Origin of the sequence: Mesorhizobium sp. M1E.F.Ca.ET.045.02.1.1, assembly GCF_003952485.1 — a bacterium.
GTDB lineage: Bacteria > Pseudomonadota > Alphaproteobacteria > Rhizobiales > Rhizobiaceae > Mesorhizobium.
Genome location: NZ_CP034447.1, coordinates 2,246,928 through 2,270,770, shown reverse-complemented (window position 1 = coordinate 2,270,770; position 23,843 = coordinate 2,246,928). Strand labels below are relative to the sequence as shown.

23 protein-coding genes and 1 tRNA gene are annotated in these 23,843 nt (G+C 64.2%); 4 read left to right on the top strand and 20 right to left on the bottom strand.

Translation table 11 applies throughout. The features are described 5' to 3' along the window. Positions 1-65 precede the first annotated feature (65 nt). Positions 66-917 (top strand): mechanosensitive ion channel domain-containing protein, encoded by an 852-nt coding sequence (locus EJ070_RS10980; RefSeq protein WP_126091381.1) that lies wholly within the window; start codon positions 66-68, stop codon positions 915-917. Positions 918-932: 15 nt separating this feature from the next. On the opposite strand, the gene EJ070_RS10975 is transcribed toward EJ070_RS10980, so the two are convergent. The 5 genes from EJ070_RS10975 to obgE all read right to left on the bottom strand — a co-directional run bounded on the left by EJ070_RS10975 (position 933) and on the right by obgE (position 6,752). Further along, the gene (locus EJ070_RS10975) at positions 933-2,219 is read right to left on the bottom strand and encodes an MFS transporter (protein WP_126091380.1); all 1,287 of its coding nucleotides are present in this window, start codon (positions 2,217-2,219) and stop codon (positions 933-935) included. A gap of 217 nt (positions 2,220-2,436) precedes the next feature. Beyond that, on the bottom strand, positions 2,437-3,024 hold the full coding sequence (locus EJ070_RS10965) for a nicotinate-nucleotide adenylyltransferase (RefSeq protein ID WP_126095705.1): 588 nt from the start codon (positions 3,022-3,024) through the stop codon (positions 2,437-2,439). A gap of 249 nt (positions 3,025-3,273) precedes the next feature. Further along, positions 3,274-4,560 (bottom strand): glutamate-5-semialdehyde dehydrogenase, encoded by a 1,287-nt coding sequence (locus EJ070_RS10955; protein WP_126091378.1) that lies wholly within the window; start codon positions 4,558-4,560, stop codon positions 3,274-3,276. Positions 4,561-4,578: 18 nt separating this feature from the next. Further along, positions 4,579-5,718 carry a glutamate 5-kinase gene (proB, locus tag EJ070_RS10950; RefSeq protein ID WP_126091377.1) on the bottom strand — a complete coding sequence of 380 codons (1,140 nt, stop codon included), beginning with the start codon at positions 5,716-5,718 and terminating at the stop codon, positions 4,579-4,581. Further along, on the bottom strand, positions 5,715-6,752 hold the full coding sequence (gene obgE / locus EJ070_RS10945) for a GTPase ObgE (RefSeq protein ID WP_126091376.1): 1,038 nt from the start codon (positions 6,750-6,752) through the stop codon (positions 5,715-5,717). Before obgE ends, proB begins: the two co-directional genes overlap by 4 nt. Before the next feature lie 204 nt (positions 6,753-6,956). Between obgE and EJ070_RS10940 the strand changes: the two genes are divergently transcribed. Then, on the top strand, positions 6,957-7,820 hold the full coding sequence (locus tag EJ070_RS10940; protein WP_126091375.1) for an endonuclease/exonuclease/phosphatase family protein: 864 nt from the start codon (positions 6,957-6,959) through the stop codon (positions 7,818-7,820). A 28-nt stretch (positions 7,821-7,848) separates the two neighbouring features. Here the strand turns inward: EJ070_RS10940 and EJ070_RS10935 are convergent, their stop codons facing one another. From EJ070_RS10935 to rplU, 3 genes are all read right to left on the bottom strand, one after another. Then, on the bottom strand, positions 7,849-8,436 hold the full coding sequence (locus EJ070_RS10935; protein WP_126091374.1) for a GNAT family protein: 588 nt from the start codon (positions 8,434-8,436) through the stop codon (positions 7,849-7,851). Between the two features lie 125 nt (positions 8,437-8,561). After that, on the bottom strand, positions 8,562-8,831 hold the full coding sequence (rpmA, locus tag EJ070_RS10930; RefSeq protein WP_059189273.1) for a 50S ribosomal protein L27: 270 nt from the start codon (positions 8,829-8,831) through the stop codon (positions 8,562-8,564). Positions 8,832-8,929: 98 nt separating this feature from the next. Continuing rightward, positions 8,930-9,628, bottom strand: coding sequence for a 50S ribosomal protein L21 (gene rplU, locus EJ070_RS10925; protein WP_126091373.1), 699 nt, complete (start codon positions 9,626-9,628; stop codon positions 8,930-8,932). Positions 9,629-9,954: 326 nt separating this feature from the next. Between rplU and EJ070_RS10920 the strand changes: the two genes are divergently transcribed. Beyond that, positions 9,955-10,044: transfer RNA gene (locus EJ070_RS10920), tRNA-Ser, on the top strand. Positions 10,045-10,848: 804 nt separating this feature from the next. Here the strand turns inward: EJ070_RS10920 and EJ070_RS10915 are convergent. The 12 genes from EJ070_RS10915 to EJ070_RS36250 all read right to left on the bottom strand — a co-directional run bounded on the left by EJ070_RS10915 (position 10,849) and on the right by EJ070_RS36250 (position 23,459). Further along, positions 10,849-12,066 carry an HlyD family efflux transporter periplasmic adaptor subunit gene (locus EJ070_RS10915; RefSeq protein WP_126091372.1) on the bottom strand — a complete coding sequence of 406 codons (1,218 nt, stop codon included), beginning with the start codon at positions 12,064-12,066 and terminating at the stop codon, positions 10,849-10,851. Positions 12,067-12,071: 5 nt separating this feature from the next. After that, positions 12,072-14,435, bottom strand: coding sequence for an ABC transporter permease (locus tag EJ070_RS10910; protein ID WP_126091371.1), 2,364 nt, complete (start codon positions 14,433-14,435; stop codon positions 12,072-12,074). A 4-nt stretch (positions 14,436-14,439) separates the two neighbouring features. Continuing rightward, positions 14,440-15,147: an ABC transporter ATP-binding protein gene (locus EJ070_RS10905; RefSeq protein ID WP_126091370.1), complete on the bottom strand. Its 708-nt coding sequence runs from the start codon at positions 15,145-15,147 to the stop codon at positions 14,440-14,442. A gap of 28 nt (positions 15,148-15,175) precedes the next feature. Continuing rightward, positions 15,176-16,390 (bottom strand): methionine adenosyltransferase, encoded by a 1,215-nt coding sequence (locus EJ070_RS10900; protein WP_126091369.1) that lies wholly within the window; start codon positions 16,388-16,390, stop codon positions 15,176-15,178. Positions 16,391-16,418: 28 nt separating this feature from the next. Further along, positions 16,419-17,099 carry an isoprenylcysteine carboxylmethyltransferase family protein gene (locus EJ070_RS10895; protein WP_126091368.1) on the bottom strand — a complete coding sequence of 227 codons (681 nt, stop codon included), beginning with the start codon at positions 17,097-17,099 and terminating at the stop codon, positions 16,419-16,421. Beyond that, positions 17,096-17,353 carry a DUF2933 domain-containing protein gene (locus EJ070_RS10890; RefSeq protein ID WP_126091367.1) on the bottom strand — a complete coding sequence of 86 codons (258 nt, stop codon included), beginning with the start codon at positions 17,351-17,353 and terminating at the stop codon, positions 17,096-17,098. The genes EJ070_RS10895 and EJ070_RS10890 overlap by 4 nt, the downstream gene beginning before the upstream one ends. 10 nt (positions 17,354-17,363) lie before the next feature. Next, entirely contained in the window at positions 17,364-17,741 is a 378-nt protein-coding gene (locus EJ070_RS10885) for a cupredoxin domain-containing protein (RefSeq protein WP_126091366.1), read from the bottom strand. Further along, positions 17,738-20,266, bottom strand: coding sequence for a copper-translocating P-type ATPase (locus tag EJ070_RS10880; protein ID WP_126091365.1), 2,529 nt, complete (start codon positions 20,264-20,266; stop codon positions 17,738-17,740). The genes EJ070_RS10885 and EJ070_RS10880 overlap by 4 nt, the downstream gene beginning before the upstream one ends. Before the next feature lie 102 nt (positions 20,267-20,368). Next, positions 20,369-20,743, bottom strand: coding sequence for a hypothetical protein (locus EJ070_RS10875; protein WP_126091364.1), 375 nt, complete (start codon positions 20,741-20,743; stop codon positions 20,369-20,371). 266 nt (positions 20,744-21,009) lie between these two features. Beyond that, a complete protein-coding gene (locus EJ070_RS10870; RefSeq protein WP_126091363.1) occupies positions 21,010-21,549 on the bottom strand; it encodes a hypothetical protein in 540 nt (179 codons plus the stop codon). Between the two features lie 14 nt (positions 21,550-21,563). Further along, positions 21,564-22,997, bottom strand: coding sequence for a glucoamylase family protein (locus EJ070_RS10865; RefSeq protein WP_126091362.1), 1,434 nt, complete (start codon positions 22,995-22,997; stop codon positions 21,564-21,566). Between the two features lie 69 nt (positions 22,998-23,066). Next, a complete protein-coding gene (locus tag EJ070_RS36250) occupies positions 23,067-23,459 on the bottom strand; it encodes a Spy/CpxP family protein refolding chaperone (RefSeq protein ID WP_189350482.1) in 393 nt (130 codons plus the stop codon). Between EJ070_RS36250 and EJ070_RS36245 the strand changes: the two genes are divergently transcribed. Further along, entirely contained in the window at positions 23,446-23,793 is a 348-nt protein-coding gene (locus EJ070_RS36245) for a hypothetical protein (RefSeq protein ID WP_189350479.1), read from the top strand. The two genes, EJ070_RS36250 and EJ070_RS36245, sit on opposite strands and share 14 nt — an antisense overlap. The last annotated feature ends 50 nt before the right edge of the window (positions 23,794-23,843 follow it).

Here is a 23,843-nt window from a genome sequence, read left to right as displayed (position 1 = left end):
GAAAAAATCGGAACCCTTTGCGCCTGGCACGGGTTATCGGCTCAAAGACCAATGGGGACTTCACCATGCCGACAGACCCGCAAGACGCACTTCTCATCGTCCAGGCCGGGCTTGCGCAGCTCTCTACACTCATCGTTTCCTATTCCTTCTCGGCAATCGGCGCGGTCATCCTCCTGGTGGTCGGCTATTTCGTCGCCGGCCTTGCCGAGCGCTCGATCTTCGCGGGCCTCAGCCACATCCACGGCTTCGACGCGACGCTTCGCCATTTCTTCTCGAAGATCGTCCGCTACGCCATCCTGATCCTTGTCGTCATCATGGTGCTCGGCCAGTTCGGTGTGCAGACGGCGTCCATCATCGCCGCCATCGGCGCCATCGGCCTGGCCATCGGACTGGCGCTGCAGGGCACGCTGCAGAACATCGCCGCCGGCATCATGCTGCTTGCGCTGCGACCCTTCCGCATCGGCGAATCCGTCGAGGTCGGCTCGGTCGCCGGCACGGTCGAGGAGATCGGTCTGTTCGCGACCAAGCTGCGCACCGTCGAAGGCGTCTACATCCTGGCGCCCAACTCGACGCTGTGGAACCAGCCGGTGCGAAACTTCACCCGCAACGGCGTCCGCCGCACCGACATCAGCTTGAGCATCGGTTCGTGGAACGACATCGACCGCGGACAGAAGGCGCTGCTTGGCATCGCCGGCGCCGAAAAGCGCATCCGGCGCGAGCCGGCGCCGATCGCCTTCGTGGCGAGCCTCGGTGAGAATACGGTTTCGCTCACCTTGCGCTATTGGACGTCGGCGGCCGACTACTTCGCCACCCAGGCCGACATGACCAAGCGCGCCAAGCAGGCCTTCGACAACGAGGGCATTTCGATCCCGTTGCCGCCGCCCGAGGCGCCGTCGCCGGAGGCTAGCAAGCATTAGAGCAGTCAGAATTTTTCAGTCGTTGGTCCGCCGTGGCTCATCGTCCGGCGCGAAGGCGAGTTCCACCGGCAGGGGCGTCTGCGCCGACATCGGCGCGAAGCTGCCGGTGACGGCAGCGGGCGTTGGCCGCGCCGCAAACACCCGCCACAGCACGAACAGGCAGAACGCCGAAGCGATGAAGATGCCGACATAGATGAAGGTCTCGGTGCCGAAGATGGCCGAAAGCGCCGTCACGAGGCCGGGCACGATGAAGCCGGACAGCGACCAGGCAAACAGCAGCGAGCTCGACAGCGCCAGCAGCTCGTCCTTCCTGGCGCGGTCGGCGGCATGCGCGCTGGAGAGCGAATAGATCGATTCCGATGCTCCGTCCCAGATGAGGTAGATCACCACCAGCGCCATCAGCGCTCCGCCGTCGAAGACAATGGCGAGCAGGCTCGCCGCCACCGCGAGCGCCGCCGCGCCCGCCAGCACGTAGCGACGGTCGGTGCGGTCCGAGAGCCAGCCGAGCGGTATCTGCAGGATCAGCGTGCCGACCGGCATCGCCGACAAAAGCAGCGCCACATCCGCCTGGCTGTAACCCCTGGCGGTGGCGTGGATCGGCGCGAAACCGGAAATGATCATCGACAGGCCGCCGACGGCCAGCATGCCGACGACGCCGACCGGCGAAATTCGCCAGGCCTGGCCGAGCGCCACCGAAGCGGCCTGCGGCGCGGGTGGCTGGGCAAGCCGCGTCATGCCGACCGGCAGGATCGACAGCGCGGTAAAGGCGATGCCGATCAGCGGCACCGCCGCCGTATGGATATCGACCGCGGCCAGCGTTGCATAACCGACGCCCAGCCCGCCAATATAGGCGACGTAGAATACCGCCATGACCCGGCCGCGTATGGCATTCGGCAAGGCATCGTTGAGCCAGCTCTGCGCGACGATGAAGAGGCCGCAGATGGCAAAGCCGTAGAGCGCCCGCGCCGCGATCCACAGCAGCGGGATCGGTCCGGCGCCGATCGCGACGTTGGAGAGGGCGATCAGCGCCGAAAGCACCATGAACGCGCGCGCATGGCCGACCCTGCGCACCAATGGTCCGGTCAGGATGCAGCCGGCAAGCCCGCCGGCCGAAAGGCCGGTGACGATCAGCCCGGCCCAGGTCGGGTCGAAGCCATCGGCGCCGAGCCGCACGGGAATGAAGGCGAACATCAGCCCGTTGCCGATCGCGATCAGCGCCATCGACAGAATGACGCTGGCAATGGCAATCAGCGGCGCCGATTGCGCGCCCGGATCAGCGGTGGTGCGACTCTTTTCCAGCATGCTTTGCAGCATCGCTCAGCGGAAACCGGAAAGCCGCTGTAAAAGCGACATGGCGCGCCTTCTCCTTCTCCCCTTGTGGGAGAAGGTGGATTGCCGCAAAGCGGCAAGACGGATGAGGGGTGCTCCAGCGGAGTGAGACGCTGGCGTTCCCTGGAACACCCCTCATCCGTCGCCTTCGGCGACACCTTCTCCCACAAGGGGAGAAGGGGGAACTCGCCTACCCCTTCGCCGCGTTGCGGATCGCGGTGGAGGACAGCGACGAGCGCGGACCATGGATGAAGGTCCAGGCTGGCGCCCGCATGCGGGCAAGCAGCGGTGCGTCGCCTTCGTCGATGCGGGCATAGTCGAAGGTCTTGGCGACGACCGAAGACAGGAAGGAGAGCGTCGCCCCCGGGCGATCGATGACCGCGATCGGGAAGGTCAGCACGATCTCGCGCCAGCGCTGCCAGTGGTGGAAGTCGCGCAAACTGTCCGCGCCCATGATCCAGACGAAATCGACGCCCGGATTGCGCGCCTTGATCAGCGCCAGGGTGTCGGCGGTATAGCGGACATGATGCGCCGCCTCGAAGGCGGTGACCTTGATCTTCGGATTCCTGGCGATCTTCTCGGACCGCACGACGCGTTCGGCGAGCGGGGCGAGTTCGCGCGCGCTTTTCAACGGATTGCCGGGCGTCACGATCCACCAGAGCTGGTCGAGCGCCAGCCGCCTCAGCGCAATTTCCGCGACCAGCGCATGGCCGGCATGCGGCGGGTTGAACGAGCCGCCGAACAGGCCGACGGCGAGGCCGCGCCCGGCGTGGGGCATGCGCAAGTAGGGAGCGGGGACAGGTTGCTCGGGCTGGTAAAGCATGGCGCTAGGCACCCCCCTCTGTCCTGCCGGACATCTCCCCCGCAAGGGGGGAGATCAGCAGCTTCTGTGAAGGCACGAATTTTGCAGCGCCGGCGATTGGCGAAGGGAATTGTGGCAGTCGATCTCCCCCCTTGCGGGGGAGATGCCCGGCAGGGCAGAGGGGGGTGGCTGGGCGCAAGCGTCAGGCCTTTGGAGCGAAAAAGATCACGGCCTCACCTGTCCCGACCCGCGCACGCGGTATTTGAACGAGGTCAGCTGCTCGACGCCGACCGGCCCGCGCGCATGCATCTTGCCGGTGGCGATGCCGATTTCGGCGCCCATGCCGAACTCGCCGCCGTCGGCGAATTGTGTCGAGGCGTTGTGCAGCAGGATCGCCGAGTCGATCTCGTTGAAGAATCTTTCGACCGCTTGCGTATCCTCGGCGATGATCGCCTCGGTGTGGTGCGAGGAGAAAGTCTCGATATGGTCGATCGCGCCGGCGACGCCGTCGACCAGCTTCACCGCGATGATGGCGTCGAGATATTCCGTCACCCAGTCGGCATCGGTCGCCGGGCTGGCGTCGGAGAAAGCCTGCATCACCTCGACGTCCGCATGGATATCGCAGCCGGCGGCGCGCAGCGCTTCGAGGATCGGCACCAGATGGGTGGGCGCCACCGCGCGGTCGACCAGCAGCGTCTCGGCCGCACCGCAGACGCCGGTGCGCCGCATCTTGGCGTTGACGGCGATCTTCACCGCCATGTCGAGCTTTGCCGAGCGGTCGACATAGAGATGGCAGATGCCTTCGAGATGGGCGAAGACCGGCACCCGCGCCTCGTTCTGCACACGCGCGACAAGGCTCTTTCCGCCGCGCGGGATGATGACGTCGAGATTGCCGCTCAAGCCTTTGAGCATCTCGCCGACGGCGGCGCGGTCGGTGGTCGCCACCAGTTGGATGGCATCTTCCGGCAGACCGGCGGCCTTCAGCCCTTCGGCCATGCAGGCATGGATGGCGACCGACGAATTGATCGAATCCGATCCGCCGCGCAGGATCACCGGATTGCCCGCCTTCAGGCAGAGCGCGCCTGCATCGGCCGTCACGTTCGGCCGGCTTTCATAGATGACGCCGATAACGCCGAGCGGCGTGCGAACGCGCTCGATGTGGAGGCCGTTCGGCCGATCCCATTCGGCAATGACGTCGCCGACCGGATCCTTGAGCGCGGCGATCTCGCGGATGCCGTCGGCCATGGCCTTGATGCGCGGTGGCGTCAGCTTCAGCCGGTCCATGAAGGATGCCGACAGCCCCGCTTCCTGGCCATTCGACATGTCGATGGCGTTGGCCTCGAGGATCGCCTGCTCGTTGCGCAGGATGGCGTCGGCCATGGCGGCTAAAGCAGCATTCTTGGCCGCGGTCGTGGCGACGGCCAACGGTCGGGCGGCAGTCCGGGCGCGGCGGCCGATGTCGGCCATTGTTGCCACGGTGTCTTCCCCGGATTTTTCATGCAGCTTCAGCATGGTTCATCCTCCGCTGGGTCATTCGCTGGCCAATACTTGGTCGCCGGCGACGCTTACCACAAGGTCGTCGCGATGGATCATCGCCGAGCGGGCCTCGTAGCCGAGCACATTTTCGATCTCGGCCGTCTTCAAACCCGCGATCCTTACGGCATCGGCGGCATCATAGGCAACCAGCCCGCGCGCGATCTCGCGGCCCTCGGGCGACAGGATCGCCACCGTGTCGCCGCGCGAGAAATTGCCGCTGACCAGCTTGACGCCGGCGGGCAGCAGCGACTTGCCCGACTTCAGCGCGCCGACGGCGCCGGCATCGACGGTGAGCCGGCCGGCCGGCTCGAGCTGCCCGGCGATCCAGGTCTTGTAACCCTTCACCGGATTGGCGCTCGGCCGGAAGAAGGTGGCGCGCTCGCCGCGTTCGATCGCCATCAGCGGCGACAGCCGCGTGCCGGCGGTGATGATCATCGCCGTGCCGGCGGCGTTGGCGATCTTGCCGGCGTCGAGTTTCGTCCGCATGCCGCCGCGCGATAGCTCGGAAGCGGCTGCTCCCGCCATCGCCTCGATGTCCGGCGTGATGCGGTCGACCATCGGGATGAACCTGGCCTGCGGATCCTTGGCCGGCGGCGCCGTATAAAGCCCATCGATGTCGGAGAGCAGCACCAGGAGATCGGCGCCCATCATGGTGGCGACCCGCGCGGCCAGCCGGTCATTGTCGCCATAGCGGATTTCCGAGGTCGCCACCGTGTCGTTCTCGTTGATGACCGGCACCGCCTTCATCTTGAGCAAGGTCGAGATCGTGGCGCGCGCGTTGAGGTAGCGCCGGCGCTCCTCGGTGTCGCCGAGCGTGAGCAGGATCTGGCCCGATTTCAGCCCGTTCCTACCGAGCGCGTCCGACCAGGCGCCGGCGAGCGCGATCTGGCCCACGGCGGCGGCGGCCTGGCTCTCCTCGAGCTTCAGCGCGCGCTTGCCGAGGCCCAGGATGGTGCGGCCGAGCGCGATGGCGCCCGAGGAGACGACGAGCACCTCCGCGCCGGCTTTGGCTAGCGCCGCGATGTCGTCGGCCAAAGAGGTCAGCCAGTCGCGCTTCAGCCCGCTCGTGCGGTCGACCAGCAGTGCCGAGCCAATCTTCACGGTGATGCGCCGATATGATTTCAGCGATTTCATGGGTTTTGCTGCCAGCGCGTGTCGACGGGAGCGGGAACGGCGTCGCGTGCTTTGGCGACCACGGCCATCAGTGCGCGCTGAACCGCCTCGACGCCTTCGCCGGTGACGGCCGACAACAGCATCGGCGCGCGGCCGGCGGCGCGCTTCAGCGACGCCGCCTTCTTCTTGCGGGCATCCGCGTCGAGGATATCGACCTGGGAAAGCGCGACGATCTCGACCTTGTCGGTCAGCTCATGACCATAGGCCTCCAGCTCGCCGCGCACGGTCTTGTAGGCTTTGCCTGGATTCTCCTCCAGCGCCGAGACGAGGTGGAGAAGCACGCGCGTGCGCTCGACATGGCCGAGGAAGCGGTCGCCGATGCCGACGCCCTCATGCGCGCCCTCGATCAGGCCTGGAATGTCGGCCAGCACGAATTCGCGGCCGTCGATGCGGGCGACGCCGAGGCCGGGATAGAGCGTGGTGAACGGATAATCGGCGATCTTCGGCTTGGCCGCGGTGACGGCGGCGAGGAAGGTCGACTTGCCGGCATTGGGCATGCCGACGAGGCCGGCGTCGGCGATCAGCTTCAGCCGAAGCCAGATGCTGAGCTCCTCGCCCGGCTGTCCCGGATTGGCGCGGCGCGGCGCCTGGTTGGTCGAGGTCTTGAAATGCTGGTTGCCGAAGCCGCCATTGCCGCCCTTGGCGAGCAGGAAGCGCTGGCCGACCTCGGTCAGGTCGCAGATCAGCGTCTCGTTGTCCTCGGCAAACACCTGGGTGCCGGCCGGTACCTTGAGCGTCACGTCGGCGCCCTTGGCGCCGGTCATGTTGCGGCCCATGCCGTGCATGCCGGTCTTGGCTTTGAAATGCTGCTGGTAGCGATAGTCGATCAGCGTGTTCAGCCCGTCGACCGCCTCGGCCCATACATCGCCGCCGCGGCCGCCGTCGCCGCCGTCCGGACCGCCGAACTCGATGAATTTCTCGCGGCGGAACGACACCGAACCGGCGCCGCCGTCGCCGGAACGGATGTAAACTCGGGCTTGATCGAGGAATTTCATCGGAATTTTTCAGGTTTCTGCTGATTGCCTTGCGCGATTGCTCTAAACCAAGGCGGGGCCAAGGGCGAGGCTGTTTTGTGACGAAAGCGCCGGCACAAGCTTTTGCACGCACCACGAACGCGTTGGCACTGCCCGCTTGCGATTGATCCCGCGCGACGATCGCTTCCGGTTTTCGCGGTTCCGCGTTGGTGTTGGAGTACCGGAATGCAGCTCGTCACCTACAACATCCAGTACGGCATCGGCCTTGACGGCAAATACGATGTCGGCCGCATTGCCGACGCCGTGCGCGGCGCCGATGTCATCGCCCTGCAGGAGGTGACCCGCAACAACCCGCGCAACGGCGATCGCGACATGGTGGCCGAGATCGGCGAGGCACTGCCGGATTACTTCGCTGCCTACGGCAGCAATTTCGAGGTCAATGTCGGCTCGCGCCTCGACACCGGCCGCGCCGTCACCCGCACCTTCCAGCTCGGCAACATGGTGCTGTCGAAGACGCCCATTCATCTGTCGCGCAATCTCCTTTTGCCGCGCAGCCGCAGCCTCGAGGCGATGAACTTCCAGCGCGGCGCGCTCGAGGCGCTGATCGAGACGCCGCTCGGCTTCGTCCGCTTCTATTCCACCCATCTCGACCACCGCAGCCCGGTCGAGCGCCAGAGCCAGATCCGCTTCCTGCGCCAGCGCCTGTTGAACTACGCGCTGGAAGGCGGCGGCCTTTCCGGCATTCCCGAGATCGGCCTGCCGGACCTGCCCTATCCGGAGGCCTTCATCGTCATGGGAGACTTCAACATGCTGCCCGGATCGCCCGAATATGTCGAACTCGCCGGCCGCGCGGACCATGAATTCGGCATGCCGCTGACCGCCGATCTCGCCGTCGACGCCGCCCAGCGCCTTGGCGCTTCCGGCCTCGTCACCTCTGTCGATCCAAAGCGGCCCGACGATGCCAGCCGCTACAAATGCATCGACTACGTCTTCACCAGCGCTTCGCTGGCCAAATCGCTGAAGCGCCTCTGGGTCGACCGGCAGGCGGTCGGCTCCGATCATCTGCCGGTCTGGGTCGAAATGGGCTGACCTTTGACCTTGGTTCGAGGCCCGGCGCCTAGAAATGCACCCAGTTGCGTAGGCTCGTCCACGTCTTGCGATCCAGCCGGTAGCGCTCGACAGGCACCTGGCCGGCGACGATCGAATTCAGCATCCCCTGGCCGGCATACTGGAAACCGCACTTGTGGATGACCCGGCGCGAGGCCGGATTGATGACCCTGGTCGAGGCATGCAGGACCTGGATCGAGGTTCTCTGGAAGGCGAGATCGACCAGCGCGTGCGCGGCTTCCGTCGCATAGCCGCGCTTCCAGTAGGGCTCGCCGATCCAGTAGCCGAGCTCCAGCCCGCGATCGGTGGTGTTGAGCCCCGCGCAGCCGACGAAGGTTCCGGTTCCGGCCAGCGTCAGCGCATAGACGATGCCGGCGCGGCGTGACGAAGCCATGGCAAGGAAGGCTCTGGCTTCGGCCTCGCCGTAAGGATGCGGCATACGGGCCAGCATTTCGGCGACGTGGCGGTTGTCGGCGAGCGCCATCAATTGCTCGAGATCGTTCTCGCGCGGCGCGCGCATGACCAGGCGCTCGGTGGTGAGCACCGGGCAGTCTATCGCGTAACTTTCGTCGTCGGTGTCTTCCGCTTCGGCAACCATTTTAGTCCTCCAGGGCATAAGAAAAATAAAAAGGAGAGATGGAAGCCCATCTCTCCTGATCCTTTTCCTGGCCTGGCCAGACACCGGTTCCCGAGATGGGCGCCGGTGTTATGGTGCGGAACCGGCTACTCCGCTGCTTTGGTGATCGGGTTTACCGAGACGTAGGTTCGGCCGTTGGCTTTCTTGTTGAAGGCGACTGCGCCTGCTTCGAGTGCGAAAAGGGTGTGGTCCGTGCCCATGCCGACGTTGGTGCCCGGATGCCATTGCGTGCCGCGCTGACGAATGATGATGTTGCCGGCAACGACGGCTTCGCCGCCGAACTTCTTCACGCCGAGCCGCTTGGAGTGCGAGTCGCGACCGTTGCGCGACGAACCGCCAGCTTTCTTGTGTGCCATCTAACTAACTCCGATGCGCCGTGAGGCGCTTGAATTGTCTTATGAACGCGTTCGCGTTCCGTTTCAAGTCGTGCCGGCGACGATTGTCGCCGGTCGTCTTACTTCTTCGCCAGCTCCTTGGCCTGCTCGCGCCAGTCCTTGATCTGGTCGGCGCTGAACGGCATGTGCTCGTCGATCTTGGCGACATCCTTGTCGGTCAGCTTGGCGAGCTGCGCGAAGGTGACGATGCCCTGCTCGGCGAGGTCCTTCGCCGCGACCGGGCCGATGCCCTTGATGACGGTGAGGTCATCCGGCTCGCCCTTCGGCGCCTTGAACAGCGGCGCGGCCTTGGCCTCTTCGCCGGAAGCAGCCTCTGCCTTGGCTTCCTTCTTGGCCTTGGCCTCCTTCGGCGCGGCTTCAGCCTTCGCCTCGGCGGCGACTTCAGCCTTGGCTTCCGGCGCCTTGGCCTCCGGCTTCGCGGCGGCCTTCTTCGCCGGCTTGGCGCCGCCCAGCAGGATCTCGGAGATCCGCACGGTGGTCAGAAGCTGGCGGTGGCCGATCTTGCGGCGCGAATTCTGGCGGCGGCGCTTCTTGAAAGCGATGACCGTGCGGTTCTTGCCCTGCTCGACGACTTCCGCCGTGACCATGGCGCCGTCGACGAACGGCGCGCCGAAGGTGACATTCTCGCCCTCGCCATGCGCGAGCACATTGCCGATCTCGACGATATCGCCGACCTTGGCTTCGACTTTCTCGATCTTCAAGAGATCGTTGGCGGCGACGCGATACTGCTTGCCGCCCGTTTTGATGACTGCGAACATTTTTTGCCTTTCGCTGTTCGGTCGGCCTTGATGAACCGCCTCGAGCGGTTCGGCCGTCTTTTTGTCAGTCTGCGGGTTCAAAAAACAAGCGGCGCGGAGAAACCCCCACGCCGAATGCGGGCTGTCCCTAACCGAAGGTTGCGCGGAAGTCAAGGCGAGCGGGCCTTGCCCTCGCCGACCCGGAGCGACATCGCCGGCAAGGCTGGTCTGCCGCGTCGGCGGTCGCTTCCCGAAGAAGCGGGAAATCGGTCGAATAGGGCCTTGTAACTGCAGCGGTCAGCCGTTATCTAGTGCGCCGCGCCGGCAACGGCCGACCATGACCTCGCGGAGAGGTGGCAGAGTGGTCGAATGCACCGCACTCGAAATGCGGCATACTCGCAAGGGTATCGGGGGTTCGAATCCCTCCCTCTCCGCCATCCTGCTTCGCTCTCCGAGCTTCGCAGGACAAGTCCAACCTTCCGCGCGAAGCAGGATGCCCCCCGGAGCCTCGGCGAAGGAGGGCGTGCAGCAACGCACATGTCACGTGACAAAAATCCGACCATGGCCGATAGATAGTGACGTGATCTCAGGGGATCATCCTACGGAGGACCGTTCGACATGCGCTCTGGGCGGAATCCAACGGTGTTTGGTCGCTCTTTGGATTGGCTGATCGGGCGGACCATAGCGGTTGCCCTTGCAATTGCTTTTTCCTTTTCGCCTTCGCACGCAGCACAGCATCGTCTGCCGAGCGGTTACAAATGGGGCCGCTGCCTGCTTGTTGTTCACGGCCAGACCCGCATATCCGGAAGGTGCTCCTATCAAATCGAGAGGGGCGGCGATTTCAATATCCAGGGCCCCCGGCAGGTTTTTGCGGGCATCGACTATCCCGACACGAATAGTGGCGCTGGCGAAATGTCAAAAGATTACTGGGCCGTCGTCTACAAGGACGGTGATCTTTGGGCAGGCTATGGGAACTCGGATATTCGCGAAACTCACGGAGAGGCAGGAGATTGGGGAGAACTTCGCCGTGCAGGCGCGTGCTATGTTGGGAAGGACGTCCGGGTGTGCCTTTGGCGTTAGCCGGCCCAAGGCGATTGCAGGGTTGAGTTCAAGCAAATCGATTGGTGGCAAGCTGGTCGCCGCCCGGTTGACTCGGGTGGTCTTTCTCCCGGTCGGTACGGGCTTCGCACGCTTAAGCGCAAGCTCGAACTGAGCAGAATACCCTCGGACGTCTCGAAGCCCTATCGAACGTTCCGCTCGCGCACAGCTATGCCGTCGCCCACCCGGTCGCTCGGGTGCAGCACGACCTCATCGCCTTCCGACAGGCCGGACTCGACCTCGGCCACCCTGCTGTTCCGGTGACCGATCTTGACCACGGTCGTACGCGCCCGTCCGTTCTTGGCGAGATACACGGCCCAGTCGTCGCCCTTTCGAAACAGTGCCGCCACCGGCACGCTGAGGACATTATCGTCCCGCCAACTCTCCACGTGCACGATCACACGGTAGTCGTGTCCTAGCTGCGACCATGTTTCGGGAGGATCGACGAAGTCGATCTCGGTGCGGACACGCTGCTCCTCGATCCCAAGCGCTGAGACCTTGAGGAAGCCGGCTGGATCGACTCGTGTCACCTTGCCTCGAAGCGCAGACCCTCCCCAGCCGTCGATCCGGACCGCCGCACCGGGTCTTATCTGCACTGCATCGGTCGAAAGCAGGTCCGCCACCACCTGCAGGTCGAGCGGGTCGCCGATCTCGACAAGCGGCGCGCCCGGCTGGACCATGCCCTCGCTCTCCTGAACGATCTTCAGGATGCGGCCGCTCACTGGAGCATGAAGTTGGATGCAGCAGGCCGGATCTGATTGTGTGGCATCCTCGGCAGGCTGGCCGAGCCGCGTCTGGATCATCGCCTGCTCGTTGCCCCGGACTTCGACCTGCGCCTTCGCGCTCGCCAAGGCCGCCTCGTTGGTGTCGACTTCGAACCTCGCCTTATCGAGAGCCCCCTGCGATATCGCCCCGGTCTTGGCGAGCTTTTCGGCCCGCTCGAGTTCCGTGCGAGAATACCCGAGCGCCGCTTCGAGCCGCTTTACTTCCGCTTGCGCGAACGTCACGGCCGCCTCGGCCGCGCCGAGCGCCGCCAGCAACTCCTCATGTGTGCGGACATCATGAAAGCTGGGGGTAGCGGCCTGCATCACCGCCACCACGGTTTCGTCCTTGGTGACCTGGTCGCCGACATGGCGCGGCGGCGAGATTCTGAGAACCTTGCCGGCGATCGGCGCGGATACCGTATAGACGTGGCGCACCTCGGTCTTGGCCTCGTCATCGACAGTGGCCTCCATCGGGCCCCTGGCCACCGCCGCCAAATCGACGAGGATGGGCTGGGGCCAGGCGAACCAGAGTCCTGCCGCAACGATCATGGCGACAACTGCGGCGCCGGTTATCCTTTTCGTCCAATTGATGCGCATCGTCTTCAATCCCGTGTCTTGAGAACGGCAACAAGGTCCAATCGATTGACCCGCCTGCGGACGACCCAAGCAGAAAGCACCGCTGCGGCGATGACGATCGCGCTGGCGAAAGCGAAGGTGGCGGGCTCGACCACGGCGCGCACCCGCATCAGCTCGCCGGCCAGGTTCGTCCTCATGATCCAGGCAAGACCGTAGCCCATGGCCCAGCCTGGCGGCTGCGCGATCAAGGTCAGCAAGGCGAGTTCGAGCAGGAGGATGCGCAGCACTTCGGCGCGCGTGAAGCCAAGCACGCGCAGGCTTGCCAGTTCGCGGGCGCGCTCGGACAGGGACACGCGCGCGCTGTTATAGACCACCCCGAAGGCGATGACGGCGGCCAGCCCGGTATAGATGCTGGCCATCGTCGTGATGATCAGCGCAGTGACATTGCGGAAGTTGGCGAGGGAGGATGCATGGAGGGACAGGCTGCTCACGACGGGCATGGCCTTGAGGGCGGCGTAGAACTCATCCTGCCTGCTCTCGTCCAGGCTGACATTGACACCATTTGCCGCGGGGACTTCGCGCAGCAGCTTGGTGAGCGCCTCCTGATTCATCATCCCGCGGATGCCGAGATAGTCCTCGACCAACGCCGCAACGGGAAGCACAACCGTCCGCCGCTCGCCGTCCAGCAGATCGACCTCGACGGTGTCGCCGATCTGAACCTTCAGGATCCGTGCAAGCATTGCTGAGATCGCGAGGCCCGATTCCGGCAGCACGACCGGCCGCAGGTCAGCGTCGATGATGCGGTTGAGCTCGGCGTCGCGAGGCCGGGCGCGGATCGTGATCCGGCGCTCGATATGGCCGTTGCGGATGCGGACCGGGACTTCCCGATAGGGCTCTGCGGTCAGCACGCCTGGAAGCCTTGCGATCTGAAAGGCGACTTCCCGCGAACGCTTTTCGAAGAAGCTGACGGTCGCATCCTGACGATCCGCCAGGAAGTAGGTGACATCAATGAGCTGCTCCATCGTGCCGCCGAGAAAGAGCGACACGATCAGGATCGCTGTCGCCAGCGCCATGCCGAGCGTGGTGAAGAGCGAACGGATCGGATGGCTGGTGATGTTGCGCAGCATCATCGTGGTCGGCTGCGAAACGAAGCCGGCCATGCTGACGCTTGCGGGCAGCACGCTGCGGAAGCTTGGCGGCGCGGTTGGCTGCATCGCCACCGCCGGAGCCAGAGCGACGACCTCGCGCAGGGCGCGCAGTGCCCCAACCATGGCGGCGGACAGGCTCAGCGCACCCGCGATCACGTAGAGATCGGGATTCTTGACGAAGACGAGAAACGGAAAGCGGAAGAAGCCGGCCAACAGATTGGTCATGTAGGCGCCGAGCCAGGTGCCAACGGCGCTGCCGATGGCGATGCCGATCAAAGCGATGATGCCGACGAATTTCAGGTAGTGCAGGACGATGCTGGCGTTGCGATAACCCAGGGCTTTCAGCAGGCCGATCTGTTCGCGCTCGAGCGAAACCAGACGGCTGAGGGTGAGGTTCACCAGGAATGCGGAGACCAACAGGAAGATCGGTGGCAGCGTGCGGCTCATATTGTTCAGCATGTCGAGCTCGTGATCGAGCCAGGCGTGCGATATCTGGTCCTTGCGTCCATGGGCGGCGCGCCCGCCATAGCGGTCGAGCAGCGCATCGAGACGCGTCGTCGTCTCGCGCTCCGATGTCCCCGGAAGAAGTTTGAGCGACACGGACGAAAATGCGTTCTTCAGGTCGTAGGCGCTGGCCAGGGCGCGCTCCGACATCCAGACGATGCCGAAGCGGCGACCGTCGGGGATAATGTCGCCTGGACCGACTGCGTAGATATATTCAGGCGAAAGGGCGACTCCGACGATCGTCAGGTCGCGCTTGCGGCCGTTTAGGATTGCCGCGAAGCTTGACCCCAGCGTGAAACGATGCGCTTCGGCAAAGTTTTCGTTGACGACGACCTCATCTTCCCGGCTCGGGTCCGGTGTGCGGCCGACGCGCATGTAAAGCCGGTTGAGCGGCGGCTCGCCGATTTCCGGCAGCGAGATGACCATACCGGTGGCCGGCTCGGAAAAACCCGGTATGTCGAGCAGCGCGAACTTTGCGATGCGTGCATCGACGGCCACCACCCCCGGAATTTCGGCGATCCGGGCGATGAGGGCCTTTGGCGCCCGTCGCACCGTGGCGAAGACATCGCCGAAACCGTAGCGCTCGTAATAGGCGATCCTCGTCTCGTCGAGAGAGCGGTAGGAGCCGACCGCGAGGAGCAGCGTCGCCACCCCGCCGCCAACGACCAGCGCAATGGCCAGCACCTGTGCCCAAAGGCGGACGAGATCGCGAAACAGCTTTATGTCCAGGGCGCGCATGTCTTCACCAGTGCAACTCGGCGACCGCGCGCCGGGCCTCGTTGGTGACGGCTTTGGATATCTGCCCATCGCTGAAGAACAGGACACGATGCGCGACTTCCTGGATGACGGCGTTGTGGGTGATGATCACGGTGGTCGTGCCGAGTTCGGCGTTGACCTTCATCAGCGCATCGATCACCCGAACGCCCGTCCTGGAGTCGAGCGCGCCTGTCGGTTCATCGCAGAGCAGCACCTCCGGACGCTTGGCGATCGCGCGGGCGATGGCGACGCGCTGCTGCTCGCCGCCGGACAGCTGCGCCGGGAAGTGATGCATGCGCGGCTCCAGCCCGACGAGGGCGAGAGCTTCCTCGGGACGCATCGGATCGTCGGAGATCTCGGTGACCAGCGCGACATTCTCGTAGGCCGTCAGGCTGGGGATCAGATTGTAGAACTGGAACACGAAGCCGACGTACCGGCGGCGATAGGATGTCAGTCCCCGGTCATCGAGGTCTGTCAGCCGCAAATCCTTGAAGGAAAGCTCGCCGCTGGTCGCGTGATCGAGCCCGCCCATGATGTTGAGCAGCGTCGATTTCCCGCTGCCCGACGGGCCCAGCATCACCACCACCTCGCCTGCGGAAATGTCGAGATCCACGCCTCGCAGCGCGTGCACCTGCGTCTCGCCCGAGACATAGGTCTTGGTCAGATGCTGAGCGGCAAAAACTCTTTCAGCCATGCTTCTTGAACCTTGCCTCGGCCGCTCCTCAAAACGTGGCTATTGTGCCAGCGACGAAATCTTCGATGAGCCTCGGAATTCGGCCCAGGCGATCTGCTGTGATTGCCTCTGCGGATCGCCTGACCTTCGCGATTGGCAGGCCGTCTCGCGTCGCGACTTTCAACTGAACGAGGGCGGGTCGGGTTACCGGGTCGCCGATCCGGCTCACCAGCATGCACTCGGCAGCCGCGACCTCGGACAGGGCAGCGCAGATCGCCTCGGCGATATCACGCGCCGCGATGTTGTAGATCTTCCCGACATGCGACACCGGGTTCTTGCCCGCGGCCGCTTCAAGGCTCATTGGCCGACAGGGCGTAATCAAGCCATTGACCCTGTTGCCGCGGCCTACCTGGCCGTCATCCCCAGCCTCGGCCGATGTCCCGGTGACGGTGAGGTAGAGCGCGCCCTGGGACGCTCCATCGGCGGCATTGACGTCCACTTCGGACTCTGTGAACCCATGCTGTCGGGCAAGTTCTGCCACGAGTGTCCGAAGCTCGGATCTCTCGGCAAGATAATCGTCGCTGTGAGCGAGATAACGTCCGATCATGGCGCAGGCGACGGTCAGGCGAACCGACCTGCCTTGTCGAACACCCATCACCTTTACATCCTCGCCCCATGCGGGATGTACGCGAATTCGGTCTCTTCCGTTGATGTGCCGTTCGACGTCAAGCACCAGAGTCTCGAGGGCGCTCATCGGCGCGTAGCCAACGCCAATCGAAGTATCATTGGCCAAGGGAGCTTCGGACGTGCGCGAAAACAGCTCCTGCAGGTCCTGCGAGCCGGGTCGAGTCAGCACGTGAAACCGGACGTCGCGTTCCGCATCGAGCGCGTGCAGGTTGGATTTCAGCCAAGACCGGGACCCCTCGATCGCTATCTCTTCGACCGGGATATTTTCGCCGCCGGTTTCCGTCGTGGCCCTACCCGCCAGATAGATGTTTATCGGACTGGTGAGAGAGCCGCCCCCGAAAGCGGGCACGGAGCGACCGCCCAGCAGAAGCGCCTTGTCCACGTTGTGGTGAAGGATGCGATCGAAGCGTCGAGAATACTCCAGGCACAGATTGCGCGAGAATGTTTCAGCAAGGGCATCGCAGATGGTGTCCGGGTGCCCCAATCCCTTACGCTCGACGACTTCGACCGGGTCATCGGGAACGTCATATGCCGTGAGCAGCAGCTCTGGTGTTGACGAGGCTTCAGGGAGCGACATGGCTGCGCATCCGATTACAAGCGGCTGGTCATGACGGCTTGCCTTCACCGGACTGGCCGCTCAATCTGGCAAGGACGCGATCCAGCCGCGGCAGGAATCCGGGGACATGTTTCATGTACGCGCGATACGCATCGCCGAATTCGGCAGCCGCTTCGCGCTCCTCGGCTTGTGCGAGCCTCACATACATGACGACCAGCACCGGGAACATCGCGAGCGTGAGCAGCGTAGGCCACTGAACGAGGAAGCCGAGCATGACCAGGATGAAGCCGACATATTGCGGGTGGCGGACATAGCTGTACGGTCCGCCCGTTGCGAGAGAGCGGTGCTGCTGGGTGTCGTAGAGAACGCGCCACGCAGCCGCGATCAGCCAGAACCCGCCGCCGATCAGGACGAAGCTCAGCAGGTGGAACGGTCCGAAATGCGGATTGACCCGCCAGCCGAACATCATTTCCAGCAAGTGGCCGGCATCGTGCGAGAACCAGTCGATCCCCGGATAGCGGGCCTGCAGCCAGCCGGACAGAAAATAGATGGTGAGCGGAAAGCCGTACATCTCCGCGAACAGCGCGACCAGGAACGCGCTGAAGGCCCCGAACGAACGCCAGTCCCGCCCGGTCTGCGGCTTGAAGAAGCTGTAGGCAAACAGGATGAAGACCGCGGAGTTGACGATCACCAGGCTCCAAAGGCCGTAGGCTTGGGTCTCGGCGCTCATGACGGATTCCTTTCGTCGGACCGGTTGCGGTGGCCGCCGTGTCCGCCATGGCCATGTCCCCCATGCATGAAGAAGTGCATGAAGACGCAGCCTAACGGCAGCAGGTAGAACAGCGCGCCAAGGACATGGGCGCGGTGCTCGGTGAAAAGCAGGAACCCGCCGATCGCAAGGAAGCCGAGCAGGACAAGTCCGGCTCGTGAAGCCAGAAAGGGGCCTTGCGGATGGTCGTGGTCTGAGTGGTCATGTGTCGACATTGCGGGTCTCCTATTCGACGACGAGGCGGCCGCGGAACATGCCCATGGGGCATGAGAATCCGAACTCGCCCGGTTCCTTGGGCATCAGCTCGACGGCGACGGTCTCCCCCGTCGGCAGGTCGGCGCTCTTCTGGAAATCGGGGAAAATCACCTTGTCCGAGCAGGAGGCGGTCTCCTCACGACGGAAGTTCAGCCGGACCGGGCGGCCGCTGCGGACGACGATCGTATCGGGCGTGTAGCCGCCCTTCACGAGGATCATCGCCTCCTGGTAGCCGCCGCTCGTTTCCGCGGCGCGGATGCCCTTCGAACGCTTGAGCCAGAAGAACCAGATGATGAACGCGACCAGGCCGATTCCGGCGACGGTCACTATCCAGCGGTCGGGTGTCATTGGCCTGTCCTCCTCGGTTGAAAGAAGCGCAAACGGTTGGCGTTGGTGACGACGGTCGCCGAACTGAAGGCCATGGCGGCGGCGGCGATCAGGGGCGAGAGCAGAAGCCCGATGAACGGGTAGAGCACGCCCGTCGCGACCGGGATGCCCAGCGCGTTGTAGCCGAAGGCCCCTACGAGGTTCTGCCGGACGTTGCGCATCGTCGCCCGGCTGATCTCGATCGCCGTGACGACGCCCATCAGGCTGCCCCTGATAAGCGTCACGTCGCTCGCCTCGATGGCGACGTCGGTTCCGGTGCCGATGGCGAAGCCGACATCGGCCTGGGCGAGCGCCGGCGCGTCGTTGACGCCGTCGCCGACCATCCCGACAGACTTGCCCTCGAGCTGCAGCTTCTGCACCTCGTGCGCCTTGTCGTCCGGAAGCACTTCCGCCAGCACCCGATCGATGCCGACTTCGCGGGCGATCGCCCGACCTGTGCGCTCGTTGTCGCCGGTCAGCATCACGACCTCGATGCCCAATCCTTTCAGGATTTCGATCGCCGCCCTGGAGTCCGGCTTCACGGTGTCGGCGACCGCGATCAGCCCGGCCGCCTGCCCGTCGACCGCAACGTACATCGGCGTCTTGCCTTCGTTGGCGAGACGCTCCCATTGCGGCAGCAGCGCGTCCGCGGGAACACCCCGGTCGCGCATGAGCTTGGCGTTGCCGAACAGCACGTCATGGCCGTCGATCCGACCACCGACGCCGTGACCCGGGATGGCCGCGAAACCTTCAGCGTCGACCAGCTCGATCTTGCGCGCCTCGGCGCCCTTGACGATGGCCGAGGCCAGCGGGTGCTCGGAGCCGCGCTCAAGGGACGCGGTGAGCCGCAGCACGGCGCTCTCTTCGTGGCCCGGCGTGACGACGACGTCGGTCAGCGCCGGTTCGCCCCTGGTGATCGTGCCCGTCTTGTCGAGGATGATCGCGTCGAGTTTTTCGGCCGCCTGCAGCGCGTCGCCGGAGCGGATCAGGATGCCGTTTTCAGCTCCCTTGCCGATGCCGACCGTGAGCGAGGTCGGCGTCGCAAGGCCGAGGGCGCAGGGACAGGCGATGATCAGCGTGGTGACCAGGATGACCGTGGCATAGATCAGCCGCGGTTCGGGCCCGAAATCGTACCAGACCACGGCCGCCAGGATCGCCACGATCATGACCGCCGGCACGAAGTAGCCCGACACGGTATCGACCACGCGCTGGATCGGCGCCTTCGACCCCTGCGCGTCCTTCACCATGCGGATGATGCTTGCGAGGGCGGTATCCTTGCCGACCTTCGTCGCGGCGAAGCGGAAGCTGCCTGTCTTGTTGAGCGTGCCGCCGATGACCTCGTCGCCGACCTGCTTTTCGACCGGCATGGATTCGCCCGTGATCATCGACTCGTCGACAGCGCTCGATCCCGCACTCACCTTGCCATCGACCGGGATTTTTTCACCCGGACGGACGATCACCGTGTCGCTGACCAGCACTTCCTCCACGGGCAGGTCGATTTCCTTGCCGTTGCGCGCGACTCTTGCCGTCTTCGCCTGCAGCCCGATCAACTTCTTGATCGCCTGTGAGGTCCTGCCCTTTGCCTTGATCTCCAGGGCGAGACCCAGCACGACGAGCGCGACGACGACGTCGGTCACGTCCCAGAAGACTTCGGCCAGCGCCATGTCGGGAAAGATCCCTGGCCATGCGACCGCCACGACCGAATAGAGGAACGCCGCCGTGATGCCGATCGCGATCAGCGTGTGCATGTTGGCCGCGCGGTGCTTCAGCGCGTCCCACATGCCTACGAAGAACTGGGATCCCGACCAGAGCAGGACGGGCAGGCTCAGCACGCCGAGCAGCGCCCAAACCATCCGACGCGTGCCGCTGCCCATGGGCATCCAATCTCGCAGTCCCGGAATGAAATCGGGGTAGCTGAGCGCCATTACCGGGAGGGAGATGACGGCGGCGAGCCAGAACCTGCGCATCAGGCCGCGATACTCCTGTTCGTTCGCTGCCTCGGCCGGGTCCAGCGTCGCGTCCGCCGGCTTGATTTTCGGCTCGGCCACACGATAGCCGGAGGACTCGATCGACTGCCTCAACTCCTGGAAATCGGTCCGTTCCGGCTGATACTCTATGTCGACAGCGTTGGGTGCGAGGCTGGCGCGGGCGGCGATCACGCCAGGGGTCATCTTCAGCGCCAGCTCGACACGTATGGCGCATGAGGTGCAATGCATGTTCTTGATGGGAATGCGCATCGTTGCCGTACCGGCGGCGTAGCCGACGGAGCGGATGGTGCGCAGGATTTCCGCGACCTTCGCCTGGGCTGGGTCATAGTCGACCTTCGCCGTCTGCGTGGCGAGATTGACCGAGGCGGCCTGCACCCCTTTGACCGCGCGAATAGCCGTCTCGATGGCCGGCGGGCAGTGGGCGCAGGTCATTCCTCCAATGCGCAGGGTGAGCGACTCGCGCCCGTTAGCCAGGCCACCTGGAGGGGGGTGGATTGTGGTTTCTGTCCGAATGTTCATGATTTTTCTCCTCGAAAGGCGTTCCTGACCGGGAGCCGGCGTTGGCCCAGCACAAAGAGCGACCCGGTCGGCAAGCGTGAGGTTTGCCCGCCGAGCAGGTTGTCAGGGAGCGGAACGAGGAGGCCGAAAAGCTTCGTCAGGCTTTGTCAGCGAGAAGCTTGATTGGACGAGGAAAGCCGGGGCATCGGGCTCCGTTACAAAGCCAATTCCTGGCGTTGCCGCCAGAATGGCCGCCGAACCGAAACAGTGCCCGCCCGCGCACAGGCCGCAATTGGCATGGACCGCGCCGTCGTGACAGCCGGGTTCGGCAAATACCGCCAGAACGCTCGTCGTAAAGGCCGCCCGATCGGCTTTGTACTCGGCAATTGATGAAACGACCTTGACTGACGAAACACCTTGCAAGGCACCGAACTCATGCCCTTGCGCCTGACCCGAAGGCGTCAGCGACAGGAAAAGAGCAAGCCCAAGCGCAAGCATGATCGCTCCGAAAGCACCGCTTGCGGTCCGATGGTCTCGCTGCCAGATCTGACAATATCGCCCAAGCACAGCACGGCTTCCAAGCTCTTCACATCCTTCATGATCGCCGGCTTAGTCAAAATGCGCTTTGATGTGCGTCAAATCCGTTCCAGGCAAGGCCCCGCACCACGCAGGCACCCCGACCGGGTGGCCGCACGTCGAACCTCTGCCCAACTTGGCAGGGCCCGGCCTTTTAACATCCGGTCCGATCCAGCTTCGTCGGGTCACTATAGGTGCTGGTATTTGAAGTTGACCCGCACGGGAGATTCGTGCCCGGGCACTGTTATGTCGAGCTTGATGTCGTATCGGTCGCTGCCTCGCAGTTCGACGAAATTGCCGTACGTGACGGTCCCTGCGATCAGCATCGGCTCCAGCGCGACGTTCTGCGCACCGACCTGAGCAAGCCCGGATATGTTCGCCCTCACTCGCGCGTTCTCGATCCGCGCGCCGGTCTTCGCATCGAAGATCGCGACCACAATATGATACTGATGCGCACCCGAAGGCGCGCCCCCGTGCATGGCACCTTCAACGTGCCACTCTTGGTGACCTCCGACGATGGCGGCCGGCAGGACGCCGAAATAGACGCCAATTCCCTGAACAGCCTGGAAGTTCTCGTCAGCCCAAGCAGCTCGCCCGGTGGCCAAGACTGAAACAATCAGGCCGATCAAAAGCGCAAGGGAACGTTGCCGCCATCCGAATCTGCTTTTCAGAGCCGGCACCTGTCGAGCAATCCACTTCGTATCCGAGGTTCGCCTTTTGTCCAACATGGTCTTTCTCCCGCTTACGTTCGAGCGCTCCTCTCAGGGCGCGCTTCTGACTTCCCATCAGCGTGCGACGACGAATGCTGGTCCAGAATAGGGGCGCTCGAGGCGCCAACCGATGGACGCTCATAAAGCTGTCCAGGACCGAGCTCGTTCAGCCAACCGCCAGCGAACCCGGCACGGCGCAACCCAGTCACGATGTGCGGGCAACCGCGCATCAGGCGCCACAACAGGCCAGTCAGATGGTTCTCGATCATCAGCACGATGGGGCCCTGGTTGATGCCGAAATGCCAGGGCGACACCCACCAACCGTAGGGGTTACCGGGCCCCCCTGGATGAGTGGGATTGAAGGCGGCCTTGAAGCCGTATCGATTGAACTGCTTAAGCTTGGCCTGGTGGATACAGAAGTGGATCGCCTGCAGGACGATTTCAGGAGCGAATGGCAATGAGGCGACGACTGCCCAGGGCGCGAGCGTGCCGTCATCCGGTCCGTAGGGGACGCCGCGCCCGACATAGTCGTAGAACTCCCGCTGGATGCCGTTCAGCTTGAGCGTGGCGGGGCCTGGTCCTTCGCTTGCCGTGATGCCCCAACAGCACTCTCGGTAACCGTCGAACCTGCGCGGGTTCATGATGGCATAGCATTGCTGGAGGTAGGTCGCTCGGCGGCTGTTCTCGAAATAGTCGATGCCCTTTTCCCGCATGAAGGCATCCTGGATCCCGCGAAAGTCGATCCAGACATGCGAGAGCTGATGCGTGAACAGCGGCCCAGCGTACAGATAGTCGTAGCCGTAGCAGCTCTCCCAGCGATAGGTCGAAGTCCAGGCGGCGTAGCTGCTTTCGGGAAGCGGAAAGGTCGGCGAGCCGAGTGCCAGAACGTAGAGCAGGAGGGCCTCGTCGTAGCCTTCCCAGCGATATTTGATGAACCCGTTTTCCGGGGTCCAGCCGTGCGTCACTGTCGCGCCCTGGTCTTGCGCCCACTGCCAATCGGCACGGCGATAGAGCGCGTCGGCGAGCGTGCGCAGTTCCCTCTCGTCGGCTGCATCCGCATCGAAATAGGCGGCCGCCGACAGGGCGCCGGCCAGCAACAGCGCGCTGTCAATCGTCGACAGCTCACATTGCCAGGCTCGCTGTCCCGTCTGCATGTCGAGGAAATGATAATAAAAGCCACGGTGCCCGGTGGCGTCCGGCTCCGGTCCGTGCGGGCTTGCCCAGAAGAAGCGCAGCGTGGCCAGCGTTCGTGCCACCGCAGCTTGACGCGCTATGAACCCGCGCTCGACGGCGACGGGATAGCAGGCGAGAGCGAGGCCCGTCGCAGCGATGCTTGCCGGCCAATTCGCAGCAGTCTTGTCGCGGATGAGGCCATTGGCAGGATTCACCTCGTCCAGGAAGTAGTCGAACGTCTCCCGCTGAAGCTGCAGCAGCTCTTCCGTGCCAATGCTCCGCTTCATCTTCATGGCCTCACCAGGAGATCTCGTCTTGGTCGCGTGGGGCCGTCGCGGTCTGCCTCAACGGCCCCTCCGAGCTCACATCATGCCCATCGGCGCCGGCATGAGCAGCTTGTCGGCCACCGCCTTTTGCGCTTCGCTCAACGTTGCGTAAAAGGGCTCCATTGCCGCTTTCAACTGGCGCAGGCCTTCGAGCCGTGCAGAGAGCATCTGCTCGACTTGATCGATCCTCTTCAGAGGCGTCATCGCGGCAGAGCCAGCGGACATCATCGCGCCGCCCATCCCGGCCATCGCCTCTTTTGCGAGCTTGGCATTGGCACGCATTGCATCGGCCACAGCCTTCCATTGCGGCTGTTGCGCATCGGTCAGCTTGAGCTCGGCCTGCAGGAACGCGATGCGCCCTTCGACGTGGTCCGGAGACATCATCTGTTCAGCCGATCCGTCCTTCGCAGACATCATGCCCATCATCATCCGCATCATCTCGCCGGACATCATCCCGCCCTGGGGCATCATTCCACCCTGCGGCATCATCCCACCCTGCGGCATCATTCCACCCTGCGGCATCATCCCGCCCTGGGACATCATTCCACCCTGCGGCATCATCCCGCCTTGGGGCATCGTTCCGCCCTGGGGCATCATTCCACCCTGGGACATCATCCCACCCTGCGGCATCATCCCGCCTTGGGGCATCGTTCCGCCTTGGGGCGTCATCCCGCCTTGGGGCATCATCCCACCTTGGGGCATCATCCCACCCTGCGGCATCATCCCGCACATCATTCCACCCTGCGGCATCATTCCGCCCTGAGGCATCATGCCGGCCTGGGGCATCATTCCGCCCTGCGGCATCGTTCCGCC